Annotated in this window: 24 protein-coding genes and 2 tRNA genes; 15 read left to right on the top strand and 11 right to left on the bottom strand. The window is 67.6% G+C overall.

All coding sequences use genetic code 11. The annotated features are described in order from the left end of the window. Positions 1–80: 80 nt before the first annotated feature. The 7 genes from ACIQ0W_RS02585 to ACIQ0W_RS02555 are packed head-to-tail and all read left to right on the top strand — an operon-like array spanning position 81 to position 7222. Positions 81–992 carry an ABC transporter ATP-binding protein gene (locus ACIQ0W_RS02585; protein ID WP_396641306.1) on the top strand — a complete coding sequence of 304 codons (912 nt, stop codon included), beginning with the start codon at positions 81–83 and terminating at the stop codon, positions 990–992. Further along, positions 989–1852, top strand: coding sequence for an ABC transporter permease (locus tag ACIQ0W_RS02580; RefSeq protein ID WP_396641305.1), 864 nt, complete (start codon positions 989–991; stop codon positions 1850–1852). Before ACIQ0W_RS02585 ends, ACIQ0W_RS02580 begins: the two co-directional genes overlap by 4 nt. A gap of 9 nt (positions 1853–1861) precedes the next feature. Further along, positions 1862–3118 carry a sensor histidine kinase gene (locus ACIQ0W_RS02575; RefSeq protein WP_396641304.1) on the top strand — a complete coding sequence of 419 codons (1257 nt, stop codon included), beginning with the start codon at positions 1862–1864 and terminating at the stop codon, positions 3116–3118. Continuing rightward, positions 3111–3788 (top strand): response regulator, encoded by a 678-nt coding sequence (locus tag ACIQ0W_RS02570; protein WP_396641303.1) that lies wholly within the window; start codon positions 3111–3113, stop codon positions 3786–3788. Before ACIQ0W_RS02575 ends, ACIQ0W_RS02570 begins: the two co-directional genes overlap by 8 nt. Before the next feature lie 23 nt (positions 3789–3811). Next, a complete protein-coding gene (locus ACIQ0W_RS02565) occupies positions 3812–4999 on the top strand; it encodes a mechanosensitive ion channel family protein (protein ID WP_396641302.1) in 1188 nt (395 codons plus the stop codon). After that, on the top strand, positions 4996–5511 hold the full coding sequence (locus ACIQ0W_RS02560; RefSeq protein ID WP_396641301.1) for a globin: 516 nt from the start codon (positions 4996–4998) through the stop codon (positions 5509–5511). The genes ACIQ0W_RS02565 and ACIQ0W_RS02560 overlap by 4 nt, the downstream gene beginning before the upstream one ends. Positions 5512–5557: 46 nt before the next feature. Next, on the top strand, positions 5558–7222 hold the full coding sequence (locus ACIQ0W_RS02555) for an FAD-binding dehydrogenase (RefSeq protein ID WP_396641300.1): 1665 nt from the start codon (positions 5558–5560) through the stop codon (positions 7220–7222). 13 nt (positions 7223–7235) lie between these two features. On the opposite strand, the gene ACIQ0W_RS02550 is transcribed toward ACIQ0W_RS02555, so the two are convergent. Then, positions 7236–7877: a hypothetical protein gene (locus tag ACIQ0W_RS02550; protein ID WP_396641299.1), complete on the bottom strand. Its 642-nt coding sequence runs from the start codon at positions 7875–7877 to the stop codon at positions 7236–7238. Between the two features lie 51 nt (positions 7878–7928). Here ACIQ0W_RS02550 and ACIQ0W_RS02545 point away from each other — a divergent pair, with 51 nt between their 5' ends. Next, on the top strand, positions 7929–8828 hold the full coding sequence (locus ACIQ0W_RS02545) for an acyl-CoA thioesterase (RefSeq protein WP_396641298.1): 900 nt from the start codon (positions 7929–7931) through the stop codon (positions 8826–8828). A gap of 12 nt (positions 8829–8840) precedes the next feature. Here ACIQ0W_RS02545 and ACIQ0W_RS02540 read toward each other — a convergent pair whose 3' ends face one another. From ACIQ0W_RS02540 to ssb, 4 genes are all read right to left on the bottom strand, one after another. Continuing rightward, a complete protein-coding gene (locus tag ACIQ0W_RS02540) occupies positions 8841–9314 on the bottom strand; it encodes an acyl-CoA thioesterase (RefSeq protein ID WP_396641432.1) in 474 nt (157 codons plus the stop codon). Positions 9315–9357: 43 nt separating this feature from the next. Next, complete coding sequence (gene ettA, locus ACIQ0W_RS02535; RefSeq protein ID WP_396641297.1) at positions 9358–11040, bottom strand: energy-dependent translational throttle protein EttA; 1683 nt, start codon at positions 11038–11040, stop codon at positions 9358–9360. A 71-nt stretch (positions 11041–11111) separates the two neighbouring features. Beyond that, positions 11112–11612: a DUF6993 domain-containing protein gene (locus ACIQ0W_RS02530; RefSeq protein WP_396641296.1), complete on the bottom strand. Its 501-nt coding sequence runs from the start codon at positions 11610–11612 to the stop codon at positions 11112–11114. 109 nt (positions 11613–11721) lie between these two features. After that, positions 11722–12258, bottom strand: coding sequence for a single-stranded DNA-binding protein (gene ssb, locus ACIQ0W_RS02525; RefSeq protein ID WP_396641295.1), 537 nt, complete (start codon positions 12256–12258; stop codon positions 11722–11724). A gap of 224 nt (positions 12259–12482) precedes the next feature. Here ssb and ACIQ0W_RS02520 point away from each other — a divergent pair, with 224 nt between their 5' ends. Beyond that, positions 12483–12761: a hypothetical protein gene (locus ACIQ0W_RS02520; protein ID WP_396641294.1), complete on the top strand. Its 279-nt coding sequence runs from the start codon at positions 12483–12485 to the stop codon at positions 12759–12761. A gap of 60 nt (positions 12762–12821) precedes the next feature. Here the strand turns inward: ACIQ0W_RS02520 and ACIQ0W_RS02515 are convergent, their stop codons facing one another. Next, positions 12822–14267 carry a PLP-dependent aminotransferase family protein gene (locus ACIQ0W_RS02515; RefSeq protein ID WP_396641293.1) on the bottom strand — a complete coding sequence of 482 codons (1446 nt, stop codon included), beginning with the start codon at positions 14265–14267 and terminating at the stop codon, positions 12822–12824. 140 nt (positions 14268–14407) lie between these two features. Between ACIQ0W_RS02515 and ACIQ0W_RS02510 the strand changes: the two genes are divergently transcribed. Continuing rightward, entirely contained in the window at positions 14408–15016 is a 609-nt protein-coding gene (locus tag ACIQ0W_RS02510) for a YitT family protein (RefSeq protein ID WP_396641292.1), read from the top strand. A gap of 21 nt (positions 15017–15037) precedes the next feature. On the opposite strand, the gene ACIQ0W_RS02505 is transcribed toward ACIQ0W_RS02510, so the two are convergent. The 3 genes from ACIQ0W_RS02505 to ACIQ0W_RS02495 form a co-directional block, all read right to left on the bottom strand. Beyond that, the gene (locus ACIQ0W_RS02505) at positions 15038–15250 is read right to left on the bottom strand and encodes a methyltransferase (protein ID WP_396641291.1); all 213 of its coding nucleotides are present in this window, start codon (positions 15248–15250) and stop codon (positions 15038–15040) included. A 58-nt stretch (positions 15251–15308) separates the two neighbouring features. Further along, positions 15309–16202: an alpha/beta hydrolase fold domain-containing protein gene (locus tag ACIQ0W_RS02500; RefSeq protein WP_396641290.1), complete on the bottom strand. Its 894-nt coding sequence runs from the start codon at positions 16200–16202 to the stop codon at positions 15309–15311. A 20-nt stretch (positions 16203–16222) separates the two neighbouring features. Then, a tRNA-Arg gene (locus ACIQ0W_RS02495) sits at positions 16223–16295 on the bottom strand. A 69-nt stretch (positions 16296–16364) separates the two neighbouring features. Between ACIQ0W_RS02495 and orn the strand changes: the two genes are divergently transcribed. The 5 genes from orn to ACIQ0W_RS02470 all read left to right on the top strand — a co-directional run bounded on the left by orn (position 16365) and on the right by ACIQ0W_RS02470 (position 18259). Continuing rightward, positions 16365–16985 (top strand): oligoribonuclease, encoded by a 621-nt coding sequence (orn, locus tag ACIQ0W_RS02490; protein WP_396641289.1) that lies wholly within the window; start codon positions 16365–16367, stop codon positions 16983–16985. 36 nt (positions 16986–17021) lie between these two features. Beyond that, positions 17022–17097: transfer RNA gene (locus ACIQ0W_RS02485), tRNA-His, on the top strand. Then, positions 17098–17448, top strand: a complete 351-nt coding sequence (locus ACIQ0W_RS02480; RefSeq protein ID WP_396641288.1) for a metallopeptidase family protein — start codon at positions 17098–17100, stop codon at positions 17446–17448. Next, positions 17439–17744, top strand: a complete 306-nt coding sequence (gene clpS, locus ACIQ0W_RS02475; RefSeq protein WP_396641287.1) for an ATP-dependent Clp protease adapter ClpS — start codon at positions 17439–17441, stop codon at positions 17742–17744. Before ACIQ0W_RS02480 ends, clpS begins: the two co-directional genes overlap by 10 nt. After that, entirely contained in the window at positions 17741–18259 is a 519-nt protein-coding gene (locus ACIQ0W_RS02470; RefSeq protein WP_396641286.1) for a DUF2017 family protein, read from the top strand. The genes clpS and ACIQ0W_RS02470 overlap by 4 nt, the downstream gene beginning before the upstream one ends. Positions 18260–18314: 55 nt before the next feature. On the opposite strand, the gene ACIQ0W_RS02465 is transcribed toward ACIQ0W_RS02470, so the two are convergent. Together ACIQ0W_RS02465 and ACIQ0W_RS02460 are read right to left on the bottom strand one after the other, a co-directional pair. After that, positions 18315–18917, bottom strand: a complete 603-nt coding sequence (locus ACIQ0W_RS02465) for a hypothetical protein (RefSeq protein WP_396641285.1) — start codon at positions 18915–18917, stop codon at positions 18315–18317. Then, positions 18892–19212, bottom strand: a complete 321-nt coding sequence (locus ACIQ0W_RS02460; protein ID WP_396641284.1) for a hypothetical protein — start codon at positions 19210–19212, stop codon at positions 18892–18894. Before ACIQ0W_RS02460 ends, ACIQ0W_RS02465 begins: the two co-directional genes overlap by 26 nt. Positions 19213–19255: the final 43 nt, after the last annotated feature.

Here is a 19255-nt window from a genome sequence, read left to right as displayed (position 1 = left end):
CCGCGGTACCACGCCACAGCACGGAAGAACCCTCCGGAGGCGGACGCGCCGACGGCGGGTTCTTCCGTAGCGTGAAGCACATGATCGTCGCAGAGAATCTCAGCAAGGACTTCGGGACCAAGCACGCGGTCTCGGATGTCAGCTTCACCGTCCAACCCGGCAAAGTCACCGGGTTCCTCGGCCCGAACGGCGCCGGCAAGTCCACCACGATGCGCATGATCGTGGGACTCGACCGTCCGTCGAAGGGCAGCGTCACCGTGAACGGCCGCGCGTACACGGGTATGCGTTCGCCGCTCACCGAGGTGGGCGTGCTCCTCGATGCGAAGGCCGTGCACACGGGCCGGAGCGCCAAGAACCACCTGCGCGCGATGGCCGCCACCCACGGCATCCCCCGCTCCCGGGTGGACGAAGTGATCGAGATCACCGGACTCACCTCCGTTGCCAAGAAGCGCGCCGGAGGCTTCTCACTCGGCATGGGTCAGCGGCTCGGAATCGCTGCCGCGCTGCTCGGCAACCCGCACACCCTGATCCTGGACGAGCCGGTCAACGGTCTCGACCCCGAGGGCGTCATGTGGGTGCGCCGGTTCGTCCGCCACGCCGCATCCGAGGGCCGAACCGTCCTGCTCTCCAGCCACCTGATGAGTGAGATGGCCGTGACAGCCGACCACATCATCGTCCTCGGTCGCGGCAAGGTGCTCGCGGACGCACCTGTGAGGGAGCTCGTCTCGCAGTGGACCCAGCACTCCGTGCGGGTGCGGAGCCCGCACGCCTCCTCCCTCGCCGAGGCGCTCGCCGCGGACGGCGTCACGATCACCACGTCCGAACCCGGCCTGCTCGACATCGTCGGCGTCACGGCCGCCACCGTCGGTGACCTCGCCGCCTCGCGCGGATTCGCACTCCACGAACTCACCCCGGCCTCGGGAACCCTGGAAGACGCCTACCTCCGCCTGACCGGAGAAGACGTCGAGTACAAGACGAAGGACATCGCATGAGCACCCTGAACGCGACAGCACCCGCCGCGCAGTCCACCGCCCCCGCTGCGGCGGACCCCCGCATCCATCTCTCCTTCGTGCGCCTCGTGCGTTCCGAATGGCACAAGTTCACCACCATCCGCTCCACGTGGTGGTCCATCGCGCTCGTGCTCGTCCTCTCTGTCGGTCTCAGCCTGCTGATGGCCGCGTCGTACGCGAGCTTCGCCCTCGACAACGCGGAGGCGGGGATGCCCCAGGGCAACGCCGTCGCCGTGCAGGTCATCGTCTTCAGCACGGTGCTGACCCAACTGCTGGCCGTCATCCTCGGCTCCATCACCGTCACGGGCGAGTACTCGACCGGGATGATTCGCTCCACCCTGACCGCAGCCCCGGGGCGCAGCGGCGCGGTTCTCGCCAAGGCACTCGTCGTCGGGGTGACGATGTTCGTCACGAGCATCGTGGTGTTCGCGATCATCGCGATCGTCACCGCACCGATCCTCACGACCAACGCGCTCGATCTCGGCGAGCCCGAGACGGCGCTCATGCCGCTCCTCGGCGCCGCTCTCTTCCTCGCCCTCATGGCGATGATGGGAGTCGGGATCGGGTTCATCATCCGCAACGGGCCGGGCGCGCTGGCTGTCGGCATCGGACTGGTGTTCGTCGCGCCTCTCCTCGTCAGCTTCTTCCCGCGCGTCGACGGGTTCGCCTGGATTCACGACCTGGCCAGCTACCTGCCCTCGAACGCCGGGCAGTCACTGTTCCTCGGCGGTGGGATGTCCGGCGACGCGCTCGACACCGTCCCGGCGATCATCACGATCATCGTGTGGGCGGCGGCCGCGCTCGTCGGCGGGATCGCGGTCCTGAAGACGCGCGACGCGTAGAGTCGATCGATGTCCGCAGCACGCGAACTCGTCCTCGGCCCGGGCACCCGCCCGGCCGAGGACGAGTTGCGTCTGCCGCGGCCACCCGGTGTCTTTCGACGCTTCTGGGCACGGCATCCGCTCTTCGCCGACATCCTGATAGCCATCTTCGCGTTCCTGCTGTCGGCGCCGACGCTCACGATTCGGGCGGATCGCGAGAACCCGCCGACGGGGGTGCTCCTGGCGCTCATGATCGGCTTGGCTGTCCTCGGCTGCGTCGCACTCGTGTGGCGCCGACGGTGGCCGATCGCCGTCTTCGTCGTGGCGTTGGCGCCCGTTCTCCTTCTCGGTCCGGACGAGATCAACACGATCAGCGGGCCCGCGACGGTGGTGGCGATCTATTCGATCGCGGTCTACCGCAGCGCGAGCGCCGCGTGGATCGCGCTCGGATCCGCGGTGGTCGCGCTCGGCCTGTACATCGCGATTCACACCCTCACGGGGTACACCGATCTGACGCTGCTGCTCAACATCGCGATCAGCTTCGGCGTGACCCTCCTGCTCGGAACGCTCGTCGGCGCGAACGTCGGAAACCGGAAGAGATACCTCGAGGCACTGATCGACCGCTCCCGACAGCTCCTCGTCGAACGGGATCAGCAGGCGCAGCTCGCAGCAGCCGCAGAACGGACCCGCATCGCACGCGAGATGCACGACGTGGTCTCGCACTCCCTCACCGTCATCGTTGCGCTGTCCGAGGGGGCAAGTGTCACATCCGACCCGGAGCGTTCGCGCGAGGCATCCCGTGCGGTCGCCGCTACGGCACGCGATGCGCTCGCCGAGATGAGGATGATGCTGGGTGTGCTCCGCGATGATCGACCTGCCGGTGCTCCGCTGGCACCGATCGAGGACGGCTCGCTCGACGATCTCGTCGATGCCGCGCGTAACGCGGGATTCCCTGTCAGCCTGTCGGTGACCGGCGTCGCCGACTGCCCACCGGTCGTCCGGCAAGCCGTCCGTCGCATCGTGCAAGAGGGGCTCACCAACGCGATGCGCTACGCCCACGACCCGCGCTTCATCCGTGTCGAGGTCGTCCACGCCCCGAACGAACTGGCGCTGAGCGTCGACAACGACGGATCGCGGCTCGACGAGCCATCGGGCGGCGGCGGTCTCGGGCTGCTGGGTCTGCGCGAACGCCTCGCCCACCTCGGCGGAAGCCTCGAGGCAGGGATGATCTCTCCCGACCATTGGCGACTCCGCGCCCGCATCCCCCTGGAGCCACCGCATGAGTGACCGCGCAGCCATCCGCATCCTGCTCGTCGACGACCAACAGCTCATTCGGATGGGCTTTCGGATGGTGCTCGAGGCATCGCCGGAGTTCGTCGTGGTCGGTGAGGCCGCGAACGGTGCCGAGGCGATCGAGGCGGTGCGCGAGCTCACCCCCGACGTCGTGCTCATGGACGTCCGGATGCCTCGGCTCGACGGCATTGCCGCGACAGAGCAGATCGTGCAGCAGCATCCCGAGTCGCGGATCATCGTCCTCACGACTTTCGACCTCGACGAATACGCCTTCGGAGCGCTCGCCGCGGGCGCGAGCGGCTTTCTGCTGAAGGACGTACAGGCGAGCGAGCTGACGGCAGCCATCCGGGCCGTGCATTCGGGCGATGCCACACTGTCGCCACGCGTGACCCGACGGATGCTGGAACTGTTCGGCGGGCATCTGCCCAACGCCTCCGGTGGCGGCACGGATCTCGCCGCACTCGCGACGCTCACCGAGCGGGAACGCGACGTCTTCGCCGCGATCGGTCAGGGTCTGACAAATACCGAGATCGCAACCGCGCTGTTCGTGAGCGAATCCACCGTCAAGACACACGTCGGACGGGTCCTGGCGAAGATGGGCGCACGCGACCGGGTACAGGCCGTGATCCTCGCTCACCGGTTGGGCGTCACAGGAACGGCATAGTGCCCGCCGGTAGAATCGGGAGGATGCTCCCCCTCGCCCCCGCTGACGAGACAGTCGCCAACCCCGAGTGGTGGGCGCAACTCCTCGAGCGACTGACCGTCGCCGGTTTCCGGGCACTCAATGTCGTGGCGATCATCATCGGAGCGCTACTGCTCACGTGGATCCTTCGCATCGTCATCCGACGCGTGGTCACACGCATCGTGAACGGGGCCAAGAACAAAGCCAACGTGGACGACACCCAGGCTCTGGAACGCTCCCCCTTGGCTGCCGTCCGCCTCGTTCAGCGCACTCGCACCCTCGGGTCGATCCTGCAGAACATCGTCAACGTGGCCGTCGGCATCGTCGCGATCGTGCTCGTCATCAACGCGATCGCCCCGAATGCGCTCGGCTCGCTCGCCCTCCTTACCGCGGCGATCGGTGCGGGTCTCGGCTTCGGTGCGCAGAACATCGTCAAGGACGTGCTGAACGGCATCTTCATCGTCGCCGAGGATCAGATCGGGATCGGCGACGTCGTGGATCTCGGTCTCGCGACCGGCATCGTCGAGTACGTCAGCGTTCGGATCACGCACGTCCGCGACGTCAACGGCACGCTCTGGTACGTCCGCAACGGTGAGATCACCCGCATCGGAAACATGTCGCAGGGGTGGTCGCGGGTCATCATCGACCTGGCCGTTCCGGTCGACGCCGACATCGACGAAGTCGAGTCGGCCATGCTCGAGGCCGCCAAGGACCTCGCGAAGGAGCCGAAGTGGCGCACCCGCATCATCGAGAAGCCCGAGGTATGGGGTCTCGAGTCCGTCTCGGGTGACGCCCTCGTCATCCGCCTGGTCATGAAGACGCGAGCCAACGCGAAGGACGATGTCGCACGCGAGTTGCGGATGCGTCTCAAGCGCGCGATCGACGCAATGGGCCTGACACTGCCGCAGCTCAACTCGATCGTCCTGACGGGACTCGAGGGTGCGCAGCGCGTTCGCGGCGCGAATCCCCCGAAGACCCGCCCGACCCCGGTCGCAGCCGAAGCCGCGCCGATGCCGGAGCGCCCGGTGTGGAAGCCGAAGCGCACCCGCAAGACCGCGCCCCCGGCAGAGACGACACCTGCCGCGACGGCACCCGAGAACGGGGCCGCTCGCAACCCGAGCGGCGACAACGCGACTGGCGAGACCCCTCCCCCGGACGACGATACGACCCCGAAGACAGGCGGCACAACATGACAGACGGCACGGATGCGTCGCCCCTGAGCTTCTACGACGAGGTCGGCGGCCACGAGACCTTCGTCCGGCTGGTCGACGGCTTCTACCGGGGCGTCGCGACCGACGACGTCCTGAAGCCGATGTATCCGGAAGAAGACCTCGGCCCCGCGGCGGAGCGCCTGACGATGTTCCTCGAGCAGTACTGGGGCGGCCCGACGACCTACAGCGAGCGTCGCGGCCACCCGCGTCTGCGCGCTCGCCACAACCCCTTCCACGTGAACCCCGACGCCCGCGACCGCTGGCTACGGCACATGCGCGCCTCGCTCGACGAACTCGACCTGCCGCCGCTCCACGACGCGACCCTCTGGGACTACCTCGAGCGCGCCGCGATGGCTATGGTCAACACATTCGAGGCATCGCCGATCGGTCCGCCGAGCGGCGGGCGGACCGCGTTCACCGCGAGCGTCGCGGGTCCGCACCATCCCCCCGTCCCGAAGGCACCGGCCGACGAACCGCCCTCGCCCGGTACCTGAGCACGCCCCCCGCGCGACCCGCGGATCCATCGACACAGGAGTCGCCATGGCCGAGACAACCCATACCACCGACGTCCTCGTGATCGGCTGGGGCCTCGCCGGGCTCGTCGCCGCAGCGCACGCACTGGACGCGGGCAAGACGGTCACGATCGTCGATCAAGAGCCCCGCAGCAACCTCGGCGGGCAGGCGTGGTGGTCGTTCGGGGGGCTCTTCTTGGTCGACTCCCCCGAACAGCGGAGGATGGGCATCAGGGACTCGCTCGCCCTCGCGCGACAGGACTGGTTCGGCACCGCCGGATTCGATCGCGAAGAGGATGCCTGGCCGAGGCGTTGGGCCGAGGCATACGTCGAATTCGCCTCGGGCGAGAAGCGCGCCTGGCTGCGCGAACTGGGCATCGGCCTCTTTCCTGTTGTCGGATGGGCAGAGCGCGGCGGGTACACAGCCATGGGTCCCGGCAACTCGGTCCCCCGCTTCCACATCGTCTGGGGCACCGGGCCCGCCCTGGTGGGGGCGTTCCAGGCACGGGTCGAGCGCGGCGAAGCGGAGGGACGCGCGACGGTGCTCGCCCGCCACCGAGTCACCGACCTGGTCACGCACGACGGCGGCGTGGTCGGCGCGGTGGGCGAGATCCTCGCCCCTTCCGGAGCCCCGCGGGGCGAGGCGACATCCCGAGAGGTGGTCGGATCGTTCACCATCACGGCGGGTGCGACCGTCGTCGCCTCCGGCGGGATCGGCGGCAATCACGAGCTCGTGCGGAGTCGTTGGCCCGAGCGTCTGGGTACTCCCCCGGAACACATGCTCTCCGGAGTCCCGGCCTACGTCGACGGCGCGATGCTCGACGTGGCCGAACGGGCGGGGGCGCACCAGATCAACGGCGACCGGATGTGGCATTACGTCGAGGGGATCCAGAACTATGATCCCGTCTGGCCGAATCACGGCATCCGGATCCTCCCGGGACCGTCGTCGGTGTGGCTCGACGCGACCGGCAAACGCCTTCCGGTGCCGCTGTTTCCCGGTTTCGACACCCTCGGCACCCTCGCGCACCTGCGCACGACCGGGCACGAACACTCCTGGTTCGTGCTCTCACGCCGCATCATCGAGAAGGAGTTCGCCCTCTCGGGGAGTGAGCAGAATCCCGACCTGACCGGCAAAGACCTGGGGCTCCTCGTTCGGTCACGACTGGCGAAAGGCCCGACCGACCCCGTACAGGCGTTCATGGACCGTGGCGCGGACTTCGTCGTCGCAGACACACTGGACCGCCTGCTCACCGGGATGGCGGCCCTGCCCGGCGGCGACGCCCTCGACGTCGGGCGCGCGCGGGGTGAGCTCGAGGCGCGCGACCGAGAGATCGACAACGACTTCACGAAGGATGCACAGATCTCGATGCTGCGGTCGGCTCGTGCCTATCGCGGCGACCGGTTGATCCGCACCGCCTCACCCCACCGCATCCTGGATCCGTCGGCGGGACCCCTGATCGCGGTCAAACTGCACGTTGTGACCCGCAAGTCGCTCGGCGGAATGGAGACCGACCTGCAGTCGCGCGCGCTCGGCATGGGTGGCCGACCTGTTCCCGGGTTGTTCGCCGCGGGTGAGGCGAGCGGCTTCGGCGGGGGCGGCGTCCACGGCTACCGCGCACTCGAGGGAACGTTCCTCGGCGGATGCCTGTTCTCGGGACGTGCGGCGGGTCGGGCGGCCGCGGCCACGGTCTGACTCAGCGTCGGAGTCAGACGGTGATCGTCGCGCCGCGTACCAACACGTGGCCGCGGGTGAAGCTGAGTCGGGCCCACGCCCCGGACTTCAGCAGATGCACCTGTTCGGATCCCACGATGAAACCGAGCGCCACGGCCGCGAAACCTGCGCCGAGGGACAGCCCCGACCAGACCTCGACCGGCTCGCTCCAGACGGCTGAACGCACGCGCTGCACAGCTTCGGCACCGGCATCGGCCGGCACGACCTCGGCGACCCGCGCCATCCCCTCGTGCGCTCGGGCCGCGACATCCGCGCTGTCGATCGTTCGCACGGGGGTCCAACCGCCACGCGGGGCGGAAACGCCCGCCCACGTCGCGCGCACGGCAGTCGCGGGCAGCTCGGCTGCTGTGGGGTCGCTCGAGGATGCCGCAACACTCGACGCCGCCACAACGAGATCACAGACGAGTTCCGGATCGACGGGCAGAGCACGCAGGGCGAGGATCGTCGGCGTGCGGTCGAGCAGACCGCGCGGCACGAGGATCGGCGCCCAGGTGGCGAGTGTGCCGCGGGATGCTTCGAGCCGCACCTCGGGGTCGCTCAGGCGCGAGGCACGGGACGTGAAGGTCACGAAGTCGTCGCGCGCCTCGGAATCGGGGAATCTGAGGGTCTGCGGCATCCCCTCTAAGCTATCAAGGTGGCGTAGCCCCCAGGCCACGGGAGGATTTTCGTGACTGATTCAGCCGTTCCCACCCTCAGCTCGGACGATCCGGTGGATCGCTTTCTGAACGTGCTGTCGCTCCAGGGCGGCGAGGCGCGGACCACCGAGGACATCTTCGTGGGGCAGTCCGAACCGATGCCCGGCGGGCGCGTGTTCGGTGGGCAGGTGCTCGGGCAGGCCGTGATCGCGGCGCAGCGTACGGTGCCCGAAGAACGTCTCGTACACTCCCTGCACGGCTACTTTCTGCGGCCCGGCGATTCGCTGAAGCCCATCACGTTCTCGGTCGATCGCATCAACGACGCGCGCTCATTCTCGGCCCGCCGCGTCCAAGCCTTCCAGGAGGGCGAGCCGATCTTCTCGATGATCGCGTCTTTCCAGACGGCTGGCGCTGGACTCGAGCACGCGACACCGATGCCGGAGGGGATCCCCGACCCCGAGTCGCTGTCTGAGCTGCCCCGCGGTGCCGATCAGGTGCATCCGATGTCCAAGCGTCTCTTGACGGACCGCCCCGTCGAGGTGCGTCATGTTCTGCCCGCGGTCTACCTTCACGCCGATCCCGATGCTCGTCCGGAGAACGCGGCATGGGTGCGCACGAGGCGTCGACTGCCCGATGACCCGGCGCTGCATCGTGCGGCGCTCGCCTACATCTCCGACCACACGATCCAAGAGTCTGTGATGCGGGCCCACGGTATCGCGTGGACGCGCCCCGGCATCAAGGTCGCCAGCCTGGATGCTGCGCTGTGGTGGCATCGACCCGCCCGTGTCGACGAGTGGCTGCTGTACGTGCAGGAGTCGCCGAGCGCGAGCAGCGGGCGAGGACTTGCGACCGGCCGCATCTACACCCGTGACGGGTTGCTCGTGGCGACGTCGGCTCAGGAGATCGTCATCCGGGTTCCCGACGCGTCCTGACTGCTCGCTTCGTCAGCCGCGTCGCGCGTACACGATCGGTTCGCCGAGTAGCGGCGTCCAGGCGGCGCGCTGCTCGTCGGTGAGGCGTCGCGGACGGCCGCTCGCGGCATCCACCATCACGAGTACCGCGGAGGAGCGCGCGTACAACTCCTGCGTGTCGTGGTCGTCGGCATTGGCCCCGAGCGGACTGTAGACCTCGTAGCAGATCTCGATGCTCGAGCCTCCGATCCGCCCGAACCAGATCTGCACGTCGAGCGGCCGACGCTGATAGGGAACCGGGCGCAGGTACTCGATCTCCTGGCGCGCGATCAACGAAAGAACGCCGTGCTCGATCCCGGAGTCGAGTACCGCGGTGGATGGCGCATCCTCACCGTCTTCGCCCGTCGACCGCCAGAAGGCGCGGATGCGCGCCTCTTCAAGCAGCTTGAGCATCGACGTGTTGTTGACGTGGTTGAACGCGTCGAGGTCGCCCCAGCGGAGCGGCATCGGCACGTGCAGCCGCACGCCGCCGGGGTTCGTGGTCGTGGGGTCAGTCACGCGTGAGCTTGCGGTACGTCGAGCTCGAACGGTTCAGTGCGTCGGGGCCGAGGCGTTCGATCTTGTTCTCTTCGTACGCCTCGAAGTTGCCCTCGAACCAGTACCACTTGTCGGGCTCTTCTTCCGTCCCCTCGTACGACAGGATGTGCGTCGCGATGCGGTCGAGGAACCACCGGTCGTGCGTGATGACCACGGCACATCCGGGGAACTCGAGGAGCGCGTTCTCGAGGCTGCCGAGTGTCTCGACGTCCAGGTCGTTCGTCGGTTCGTCGAGGAGCAGGAGGTTGCCACCCTGCTTCAGGGTGAGTGCGAGGTTCAGGCGGTTGCGTTCACCACCGGAAAGCACACCGGCCTTCTTCTGCTGGTCGGGGCCCTTGAAGCCGAACTGCGAAACGTAGGCGCGCGAGGGGATCTCGACCTTGCCGACCTGGATCCAGTCGAGGCCGTCGCTGACGACCTCCCAGAGCGACTTGTTCGGGTCGATGCCGCCACGCGTCTGGTCGACGTAGGAGATCTCGACGGTCTCGCCGACCTTCAGTTCGCCTCCGTCGAGGGGCTCAAGTCCCACGATCGACTTGAACAGGGTCGTCTTTCCCACGCCGTTGGGGCCGATGATGCCGACGATGCCGTTGCGGGGCAGTGAGAAGCTCAGGCCGTCGATCAGGCTGCGGCCGTCGAAGCCCTTCTGGATCTTCTTGGCCTCGAGTACGATCTGGCCGAGTCGCGGTCCCGGCGGGATGACGATCTCGTCGAAGTCCAACTTGCGGGTGCGATCGGCCTCGGCGGCCATCTCTTCGTAGCGTGCGAGACGCGACTTCGACTTGGTCTGGCGCCCCTTGGCGTTGCTGCGAACCCATTCGAGTTCGCTGGCGAGCCGCTTGGCGAGTTTCGCGTCCTTCTTGCCCTGGACCTGCAGACGCTCCTGCTTCTTCTCGAGGTAGGTCGAGTAGTTGCCCTCGTAGGGGTACAGGCGTCCGCGGTCGACCTCACAGATCCACTCCGCGACGTGGTCGAGGAAGTACCGGTCGTGGGTGACGGCGAGAACGGCCCCGGGGTACTTGGCGAGGTGCTGCTCGAGCCACTGAACGCTCTCGGCGTCGAGGTGGTTCGTGGGCTCGTCGAGCAGCAGCAGGTCGGGCTTCTGGAGCAGCAGCTTGCAGAGCGCGACACGGCGCTTCTCTCCACCCGAGAGGTTCGACACGATGGCGTCCGAGGGCGGCGTGCGGAGGGCGTCCATCGCCTGCTCGAGTTGGGAGTCGAGATCCCACGCGTCAGCGGCGTCGATGGCCTCCTGCAGCGTGCCCATCTCGGCGAGGAGTGCATCGAAGTCGGCATCGGGATCGGCCATGAGACCCGAGATCTCGTTGAACCGGTCGAGCTGGGCCTTGATGGGCCCGACGCCCTGCTCCACGTTCTCGAGGACGGTCTTGTCCTCGTCGAGCTCGGGCTCCTGCATCAGGATGCCGACGCTATAACCCGCCGATAGCCGGGCCTCACCGTTGGAGGGGATGTCGAGCCCCGCCATGATCTTGAGGATCGTGGACTTACCCGCACCGTTCGGGCCCACCACGCCGATCTTCGCGCCGGGGAGGAACGCCATCGTGACGTCGTCGAGGATTACCTTGTCGCCGACCGCTTTGCGGGCGCGCACCATCTGGTAGATATATTCAGCCATGTCCCGTCCAGTCTACGGGCGGTACACCGCCAGCTCAGCGCCGCATAGCACTCCGTCTGGCGACGGGGGCTTCACCAGTCGATCGGACGGGTGTCCCCGATGAGACATGCCCCGCCCTCGAGTATCGGCGCTACCACCGTCGCCGGTTCCGCGAACGCCGCCCCCGCTTGTCCGATCAGGCATGCGTCGTTCCATGCGACCGAGAACTGGATGCTGTCGGCCGCGTTCCCTATGGCCGTCTGATCCTTCGTGACCTGCATCCGGCTCTTATCGAAGCCCGCCGCCACGAGCGCATCGACATAGGCACGCCCGGCCATGCGTTCGGGACCCGCCCAAACCTGCTGAACGACAAGGCTGAAGTACGGCAGGTTGTCGTCGGCGGTTCCCTGGGGCTGCAACGTGGGGGCTTGCGGCGGGATGGGCGTCGCCGAGGGAGCGACGGACACGGTGGGTGCCGCCGATGTCGGCGTAGCGTCGGGCGCCGGCGACTGCACGCACGCGGTCAGAGTCAAAGCGGCGACGGCCAGGGCGACTCCACGGGCGACAGCACGAAGGGATCGGCGAGGCTGCACCAGGAAAGTCTAAGCGCGCCCGCCGAGAGACCCAGACAGCTGACGGCGACCGTCTGGATTGGTGGCAGTGCCCGCCGACATCGGCTGACGCCGACGGACACCGGCCGATTCAGAAGGGAACGGGCTCGCGATCCGGCTCGTGCGACACCAAGGACCCCGTGGGCGCCGATGCACCCTCCATCGTCCCCACGGCCGCCTCTTCGGGTCCGGAGTCACTCTGCGTACCGGGCGCGAACCATCCCTCGGCATCTGCCGAGCCCTGGTTCGTCGAGGCGGGGGGCGCTTCGCGCGCACCGGCTCGCTCGAAGCGGGTCGTACCCCACAACAGGTCATGCCCGATCGCCTCGGCATCGATCTCGGCGGTGGTTCCGCTGCGATCGCCCTTATCCCACGTCCGGATCCTGAGCCGACCGCTGACGATGACCCGTTCGCCGCGCTGAAGCGATGCAGCGGCATTGAGGGCGAGAGCGCGAAAGGCAGACACCGAGTACCAGCTGGTCTCGCCGTCCACCCATTTCTCGGTCGTGCGGTCGAACCGACGCGGGGAGCTCGCGATCCGGAAAGTCGTGATCGGGATTCCCGAAGGGGTTTGGGTATGTCGCGGATCCCCCGCGATGTTGCCGATGATCGTGATGTGGTCGCTCATGACCCGACTCCTTTCGCACGGGAGTGCTCTCCCGACCGAGAGCACGGTGCCCTCTTCGGCCAGCATGTCGCGCGGCGCCCCCGCAGTGACGGCCGATCGCCTGATCCGGGGACAACGCCGTGCGGCACACGCCTGGGGAGGAGGTCCAACAAACCCCGCCCACGAGAACGATCGAGCGAATGTCGGAGGTCGAACATAGATTCGAAGTCGAAAGGAGTTCCTCGATGACAACCCCCGCACTCACCGCTCCTCCGTCGATTCGCCTCGCCGCCACAGCTCCCGCACCGTCCCCCGGTCTACGGGTCCGGCTTGCCCCAGCCGGGCCGGCGCTGTGGCGCGTGCTCGATGGGACGGGTCGCATCATCGGCCATCTGCACCAGCTCGATCACGCACTCGGTTCGCGATGGGCAGCGCGCCGCTACCGCGACGGTGTCGTGGGTTTCCGGACCGTCGGGGAGTTCTGGTCTGTGGATGAGGCCGTCAGCGCACTGCGGAACGGTTGACCCGCCTGCACGACCGCTCGATGCTGCGATCAAGCCGACCGCGGTCGGCTGCCGACATGGTCACACGACTGCGGCCAGTACCGTCTCCGTCACCGGACGACCACGATCGCGTGCTTCCGGCCACGCCTCCGCGAGAATCTCCACCGCTCGCGTGAGCTCGGCCGGCGGCGCCGTGAATGGCACGCGCAGGTGCCGCTCGTGCCCACCGTCCACCCCGAAGCGGGGCCCCGAGGAGAGAATGAGGCCGCGGCTCCGGACGGCCAGCGCCAGCGGCGAGCTGACGGGCGCGCCGAGGCCCACCCACAACGAGACTCCCCCGTGCGCGGTCGGCACCGTCCACTCGGGCAGACGCTCGGACAACGCGCGCACGAGTGTGTCGCGTCCCTCACGCAGGAGCTGGGCGCGTTGCAACAGGATTTCGGGTAGACGCTCGAACGCGAGTATGGCGACCTGCTGTTCCAGCTCCGGAGTCCCCAGCTCGCGCCGAGGACGTGCCGCGATGAGCCTCGGCACGAGGTCGAGGTCCGCGCGGATCCACCCGATCCGCAGGCCACCCCAGACGGTCTTTCCGAGCGATCCGATCGTGACGATACTTCGCTGGACCGCGGGATCGAGACCGAAGCCGAAGCCGAATGGCAGGCTCTCGAACGGTCGATCGATGTTGAGGTCGGCGGTGGTCTCGTCCGCGAGGACTATCGCACCGGCATCCGCCGCCGATTCCGCGAACGTGCGACGTGTGTGCTCACTCATCGTCGCGCCGGTCGGGTTCTGGAAGTCGGGCATCAGATACGCCAAGCTCGGAGCCGCGCGACGCAGGACATGGTCGGCGCGCTCGAGATCCCACCCGTACTCCGCATCGACCGGAATCGCCACGAGCCGCGCGTCCGCCTCCCGAAGCGCATCGGCGGCGTGTGGATATGTCGGAGTCTCGATCGCGACGCGGTCCCCACGTCGCACGATCACATCCGTCACGAGCGAGATAGCGCTCTGCGCGCCTGTCGTCACGATGATCTGGTCGGGATCAGTGGGTAGGCCGCGTGCCGTGTAGCGGTCGGCGATCGCGGTACGGAGCTTGACCGCGCCCACGAGATCGTAGCCGGACCGCCCAACCCACCGTGCCGCATCGGACGCTGCCTCGACGAAGAGCGCACTCAGGCCGGGCCAAGCCGCCGGGCTCGCCCGATGCAGATCGATCGTGTCCTCGTCCCCCGGCTCCGGGACATCCGCGATGGGCCCGACGGCGCGCACGACGCTGCCCGAACCACGCAAACTCGCGATGTGGCCGGACTCGCGCAGATCCCGATACGCGGCGGCCACGGTCGTTCGACTCAGCTCGAGCCGGGCTGCGAGATCACGCTCCGCGGGGAGGGCCGTGCCCGGTGCGATGCGCCGGTCCAAGCACAGCATCCGAACAGCATCCGCGAGCCCACGGTACGCGGGCGCGCTGTCACGCCATTCGCCGAGCAACTGGACGAGTGCGCGGGAAGACAGTCGGGAGTCGGCCATCCGTCCACCCTACGAGGATTGGCCTCTACCGAAAAGGCCAATATTCGGATTGGCTACGGAACATGTTCCTCACCACCGGCCGACCAGCACGAGCGTCAGCCGAGCAAGGTCCCCCGGCATCGCCCTCCGTCCCTCTCCAGGTGCGCCGGCTCACACAACTGATGCTCGGGCTCATTCTTTACGGCGTCGGGGTGGCCATCGTCGTGGTCGCAGGCCTCGGAGTCGACCCCTGGACCGTTCTCGCGGAGGGCTTGGCCCTTCGGACCGGGATCGGGCTCGGGTGGATCACCAACATCATCGGGCTCGCCGTGCTGATTCTGTGGATACCGCTGCGGCAGAAGCCGGGGCTCGGAACCATCGCCAACATCCTGGTGGTCGGCACGGCCCTGCAGTTCGCGCTGCCGCTGGTGCCATCGCCCGAAAACCTCCTGCAGTCCTGCGCCCTGCTGCTGGGCGGGGTCGCGCTCGTGGGGATCGCCGGTGGTCTCTATCTCGGGGCGAGGTTCGGACCGGGCCCGCGTGATGGCCTGATGACGGGTATCTCGGCACGTTGGGGCTGGCCCCTGTGGTTGGCGCGTACGGCCGTGGAGATCACGGTGCTGGCGATCGGATGGACGCTGGGTGGCACGGTCGGCGTGGGCACCCTCGTTTACGCGCTCGCCATTGGACCGGCGAGCCATGCGGCCCTGCGGTTGTTCGACACTCAGCGGCCCGCGAGGCGACGGACACGTTCCACCGACCCCTTCTAACTCCGAGCAGGTGAACTCGGCTCAATGCTCCTGAAAGGTTGGCCAGTCGCTTCCCGGGCGCATCCGCGCATGGAGCGCGGACTTCGCGACATCCATCGTGGGATATATCCCTACGGATGCCTCGGCCCCTGCCATCGTGACCGTGTAGCCATCCGAATCCTTGCGGATCGTCCCGACCACACCGGATTCGCCGAATGCGACCCAGATCGTGCGGGTCTTCGTCGCGTTATTCATCATCGAACTCCTCTCGACGGTGGCGACGTTACGCCTGACCCGAGGACAGCACCAGGGGTCAGGAGAGACTTCCCCGCACATGCCGTGCGATCGCCGCATAAACCGTCTCGACGAGCTCGCGGGGCGCGTCGCTGACGTTGAACCCGTGTCCGACATTCGCCAGATCGATATGCTCGCGCAGGGCGCCCACGCCCGCGAGCCGAGCGGCGTAGCGAATCTCTTCCTCGCGGAGGATGTCTTTCTCTGCCGTGACGATGAGCGCCGGCGAGATGCCCGTCAGGTCCGCACTGTCCGCGCTCGAGGCGGGCGAGATCAATCGGTCGGTCCGGAGCCCCACGTCCGGACAGTAGGCGGTGTCGAAGATCGGCCCCATGCGGGCAAGGAGCGTCTCCTTGCCCTCCGAGACCTTGGTCTTGGCCGGCACCGTCAGGTCCAGTGGCGGGTACATGAGCACTTGAAGGCTGACGTGCGGCGTTCCCGCTTCGAGCGCGAGACGTGCCGCACCTGCAGCAAGCGCGCCACCCGCCGACTGTCCACCCAGGACCAGTTTCTCGCCCAGCCATGGTCGCTCAACGGAGGCCGCCCAGACCGCGACGTCATACGCCTGCTCGACGGGTCCGGGGAATCGGGACTGCGGCGCGGGGATGTAGTCGACGTTGACGACGGTCACCCCGGCTTCGGCCGCGATGTATCGACACAGCGCGTCATCCTGCTCCGGATGCCGCATCACGAACCCTCCGCCATGGAAGTTCACGTAGACACCATTGCCGGTTGAGCCGTCGGGCGGCAGATAGAGCGTTGCATCCACGGCGCCGTGGCGTGTCGGGATCGTCGCGTCGCGAAGGGTCGCGGTGATCTCATCAAAGGAGAGATCAGCCCGGGCGGGCATGTTGTTCGGAAGCCTCTGCATCAGCTTCGCGACTGTATCGGCCAACCACACCGGCATCGGCATCTCGGACTCCTCCCCGGCTGTGCCCCCGACTGGACTCGAACCAGTAACCGTCGGATTAGAAGGCCGATGCTCTATCCATTGAGCTACGAGGGCGCCCGTTCAGGTTATCGCCTCGCCGTCGAGGTCGCCGGTTGGGTCCATGCCCATGGATAAGATGTCGAAATGCCAGCGCATGAGAACGACCGGCTCGTTTGGATCGACTGCGAGATGACCGGGCTCGACCTCGACCAGGACGAACTGGTCGAGATAGCCGTCGTCGTCACGGACTTCGAACTGCGCGTGCTCGACCCCGGGTTCCAGATCGTCATCAAGCCCGACGCGTCGGCACTCGAGCACATGAACGACTTCGTCACCGGGATGCACGAGAGCTCGGGGCTGCTCGAAGAGATCCCCAACGGGGTCAGCGTCGCCGAGGCGGAGTTCCTCGCCCTCGAGTACGTCCAGCGCTTCGCGAACGAGGGCAAGGCTCCCCTCGCCGGCAACACGATCGGCACGGACCGCGCATTCCTCGCCAAATACATGCCGCGACTCGATCGCTTCCTGCACTACCGCAGCGTCGACGTCTCGAGCATCAAGGAGCTCGCGCGGCGCTGGTACCCCCGCGCGTACATCCACGCCCCCGCGAAAGATGGTGGACACCGCGCGCTGGCAGACATCCGCGAGTCGATCCGCGAGCTCGCCTACTACCGCCAGGCCGTCTTCGTGCCCCAGCCGGGCCCCACCAGCGATGGCGCGCGCGCCGCCGCTGCCGCCGCCGTGTCTTCATACGCCCCGGGGGTGTAATACAATTGCTGGGTTACCCGGGCGCACGGGTACATGGTGGGTATAGCTCAGTTGGTAGAGCGCGGCCTTGTGGTGGCCGATGTCGCGGGTTCGAGCCCCGTTACTCACCCCAATGATTGAACTGGATGCCGAGGCGTTCGAGGCGCTCGTCGTCTCGGAGCTCGACGCGCTCCCCGACGAGATGGTCGAGGGTCTGGACAACGTCGTGTTCGTCGTGGACGACCGGCCCGAGGACGGCAGCCTCGACCTGCTCGGCCTCTACGACGGCACGTCACTCACCGAGCGCGACCGATACGGGATCGGCGAGCTGCCCGACCGCATCATCGTCTACCGCGAACCCCACCTGGCGGCGTGCGAAAACGAGGACGAACTGCGGGAAGAGATCCACACGACCCTCGTTCACGAGATAGCGCACTTCTACGGGATCGACGACGATCGCCTGCATGAGCTGGGTTGGGCCTGATGTCGATCGCCCTACCCGATATCGACCGCGAGGTTCGACAACGAGAAAGCCCCGAGCATCCCGCCGTCTGGCAGACCGTCGTATGGAACGATCCCGTGAACCTGATGAGTTACGTCGTTCACGTTTTCCGCAGCTACTTCGGCTTCTCCACCGATCGGGCGACGGCGCTGATGCTGGATGTCCACGAACGCGGTCACGCGGTCGTGGCGGAGGGGCCACGCGAACAGATGGAACTGCATGCGCAGGCGATGCACGATTACGGCCTCTGGGCCACCGTTCGGAGGATCCCCCAATGACCGAGAACGCTCTCATCCTCACGATCTCGCGTCTCGAGGCTCAGCAGCTCGCCGACCTCGTCGCCCAGTTCTCAGAGCTGCTCGAACCGCACGCGGTCGCCGATGCCGATGCATCCGACGCGTCGCGCGACCCGGCACTCGCGCGACTCGCGCCGAACCCGTACCCCGATGACGCGGATGCCGCGGCAGAATTCCATGACGCGACGCGGCACGATCTGCTCGAGCGCCGCCAGCATGACGCCCTGCGTGTGCTCGCCGATCTCGCGCCCTCATTCGCCTCGGGAAACCCTGATGACCCCGATCCCGCCGCGGACACGATCGACCTGGCGATCGAGGGGGACGCCGGCTGGGCCTGGATGCGCACGCTCACCGCGATCCGTCTCGTCATCGCCACGCGCCTCGGCATTTCGGGCGCGGACGACGATCATGACCCCGACGACGACCGTTTCGCCGTCTACGACTGGATCGGTTACCGATTGGACGGGATCGTCCGCGCGCTGGAGACCTCGGACTGAGACCGCCGCGAGCCCACCTGGGCGGTCGTACGGTCAGGGCCGCATCAAGGCTGCATCAGGGCATCGAGACCACGAGCGTTGCACGCTGTGCCGGATCGTCCGCCCGGATGTGGGCTCGCTCCTGAGCCGCCCAGCGATCCCAGTGCGGCCGATAGGTGTCGCCGTCGCGGAGGAGGGCGCGCCGTTTCCGCGCCTCTTCGGGCGCTTCCACCCACACGGCGATGTCGCTCAGGCGGAGCGTCTGGGCCGTGATGATGCCCGCGCCCTCCACGATGAGCGGCAGTGACGGATCGACGGCGTGCGCCTCTGCCGGAGCATCCGTTTCCCAGTCATGCCGCCGCCACACGCCCATCAAGCCGCGGGCGTGTGGAACGAGGATGTCTTGACGCGCGATCTCGACGCCGGATTCCAGTCCGTCCCAACCGGGGTAGATCGAATCGAGCGCGACCAGCTGGACCCGACCCGCCGATGGCCACTGCCGCACGAGCGCCGCCGCGAGTCTCGTCTTCCCGGCCCCGCTCTGCCCATCGATCAGCACGACGGGATTCAGAGCGTCGAGGCCGCGCAGCTCACCCACGATGCGGGCGACGCCGGCCTGGGACGCCGCGGTGAGGGGATCGTCGGGCGCGGGTCTACTTCTTGAGGGCGCGGATGACACGGCTGAGCGCCCGGCCAGCAACCCACAGGAACGGGATGCCCACTCCGAGCAGAGCGATCACGTTCGGCTCGAAGCGAAGATCGTCGCCCCGGCGGATGTAGGCGCCGAAAGGGAGCGAGTAGCCGCCACCGCCGCCACCCTCATTACCCTTCTCGTCTGAGCCGCCGCCGAAGCCGTGCCAGGTCGCGGCGACGGGGATGATGCGCACACCATCGACATCCTGCTGATCGCCGTAAGCGCTGCTGACGCCGAAGTGAACGGACTGCTGGGCGAGGTCCTGTGCAATGTTGGGCATTCCCCCACGCTAGCGCGCGATCCCGCCGGTGACGAGGGGCTTG

This window comes from Microbacterium sp., from assembly GCF_044340635.1.
In the GTDB taxonomy this organism is placed as follows: domain Bacteria; phylum Actinomycetota; class Actinomycetes; order Actinomycetales; family Microbacteriaceae; genus Microbacterium.
This window is presented reverse-complemented; position numbering and strand designations above follow the sequence as displayed.

Bases quoted from the DNA above. Each gene is read 5' to 3' on its own strand.
- ACIQ0W_RS02585 (WP_396641306.1), top strand. From the start codon at position 81: ATGATCGTCGCAGAGAATCTCAGCAAGGACTTCGGGACCAAGCACGCG.
- ACIQ0W_RS02580 (WP_396641305.1), top strand. From the start codon at position 989: ATGAGCACCCTGAACGCGACAGCACCCGCCGCGCAGTCCACCGCCCCC.
- ACIQ0W_RS02575 (WP_396641304.1), top strand. From the start codon at position 1,862: ATGTCCGCAGCACGCGAACTCGTCCTCGGCCCGGGCACCCGCCCGGCC.
- ACIQ0W_RS02570 (WP_396641303.1), top strand. From the start codon at position 3,111: ATGAGTGACCGCGCAGCCATCCGCATCCTGCTCGTCGACGACCAACAG.
- ACIQ0W_RS02565 (WP_396641302.1), top strand. From the start codon at position 3,812: ATGCTCCCCCTCGCCCCCGCTGACGAGACAGTCGCCAACCCCGAGTGG.
- ACIQ0W_RS02560 (WP_396641301.1), top strand. From the start codon at position 4,996: ATGACAGACGGCACGGATGCGTCGCCCCTGAGCTTCTACGACGAGGTC.
- ACIQ0W_RS02555 (WP_396641300.1), top strand. From the start codon at position 5,558: ATGGCCGAGACAACCCATACCACCGACGTCCTCGTGATCGGCTGGGGC.
- ACIQ0W_RS02550 (WP_396641299.1), bottom strand. From the start codon at position 7,877: ATGCCGCAGACCCTCAGATTCCCCGATTCCGAGGCGCGCGACGACTTC.
- ACIQ0W_RS02540 (WP_396641432.1), bottom strand. From the start codon at position 9,314: ATGCCGCTCCGCTGGGGCGACCTCGACGCGTTCAACCACGTCAACAAC.
- ettA (WP_396641297.1), bottom strand. From the start codon at position 11,040: ATGGCTGAATATATCTACCAGATGGTGCGCGCCCGCAAAGCGGTCGGC.
- ssb (WP_396641295.1), bottom strand. From the start codon at position 12,258: ATGAGCGACCACATCACGATCATCGGCAACATCGCGGGGGATCCGCGA.
- ACIQ0W_RS02520 (WP_396641294.1), top strand. From the start codon at position 12,483: ATGACAACCCCCGCACTCACCGCTCCTCCGTCGATTCGCCTCGCCGCC.
- ACIQ0W_RS02515 (WP_396641293.1), bottom strand. From the start codon at position 14,267: ATGGCCGACTCCCGACTGTCTTCCCGCGCACTCGTCCAGTTGCTCGGC.
- ACIQ0W_RS02505 (WP_396641291.1), bottom strand. From the start codon at position 15,250: ATGAATAACGCGACGAAGACCCGCACGATCTGGGTCGCATTCGGCGAA.
- ACIQ0W_RS02500 (WP_396641290.1), bottom strand. From the start codon at position 16,202: ATGCCGATGCCGGTGTGGTTGGCCGATACAGTCGCGAAGCTGATGCAG.
- orn (WP_396641289.1), top strand. From the start codon at position 16,365: ATGCCAGCGCATGAGAACGACCGGCTCGTTTGGATCGACTGCGAGATG.
- ACIQ0W_RS02480 (WP_396641288.1), top strand. From the start codon at position 17,098: ATGATTGAACTGGATGCCGAGGCGTTCGAGGCGCTCGTCGTCTCGGAG.
- ACIQ0W_RS02470 (WP_396641286.1), top strand. From the start codon at position 17,741: ATGACCGAGAACGCTCTCATCCTCACGATCTCGCGTCTCGAGGCTCAG.
- ACIQ0W_RS02460 (WP_396641284.1), bottom strand. From the start codon at position 19,212: ATGCCCAACATTGCACAGGACCTCGCCCAGCAGTCCGTTCACTTCGGC.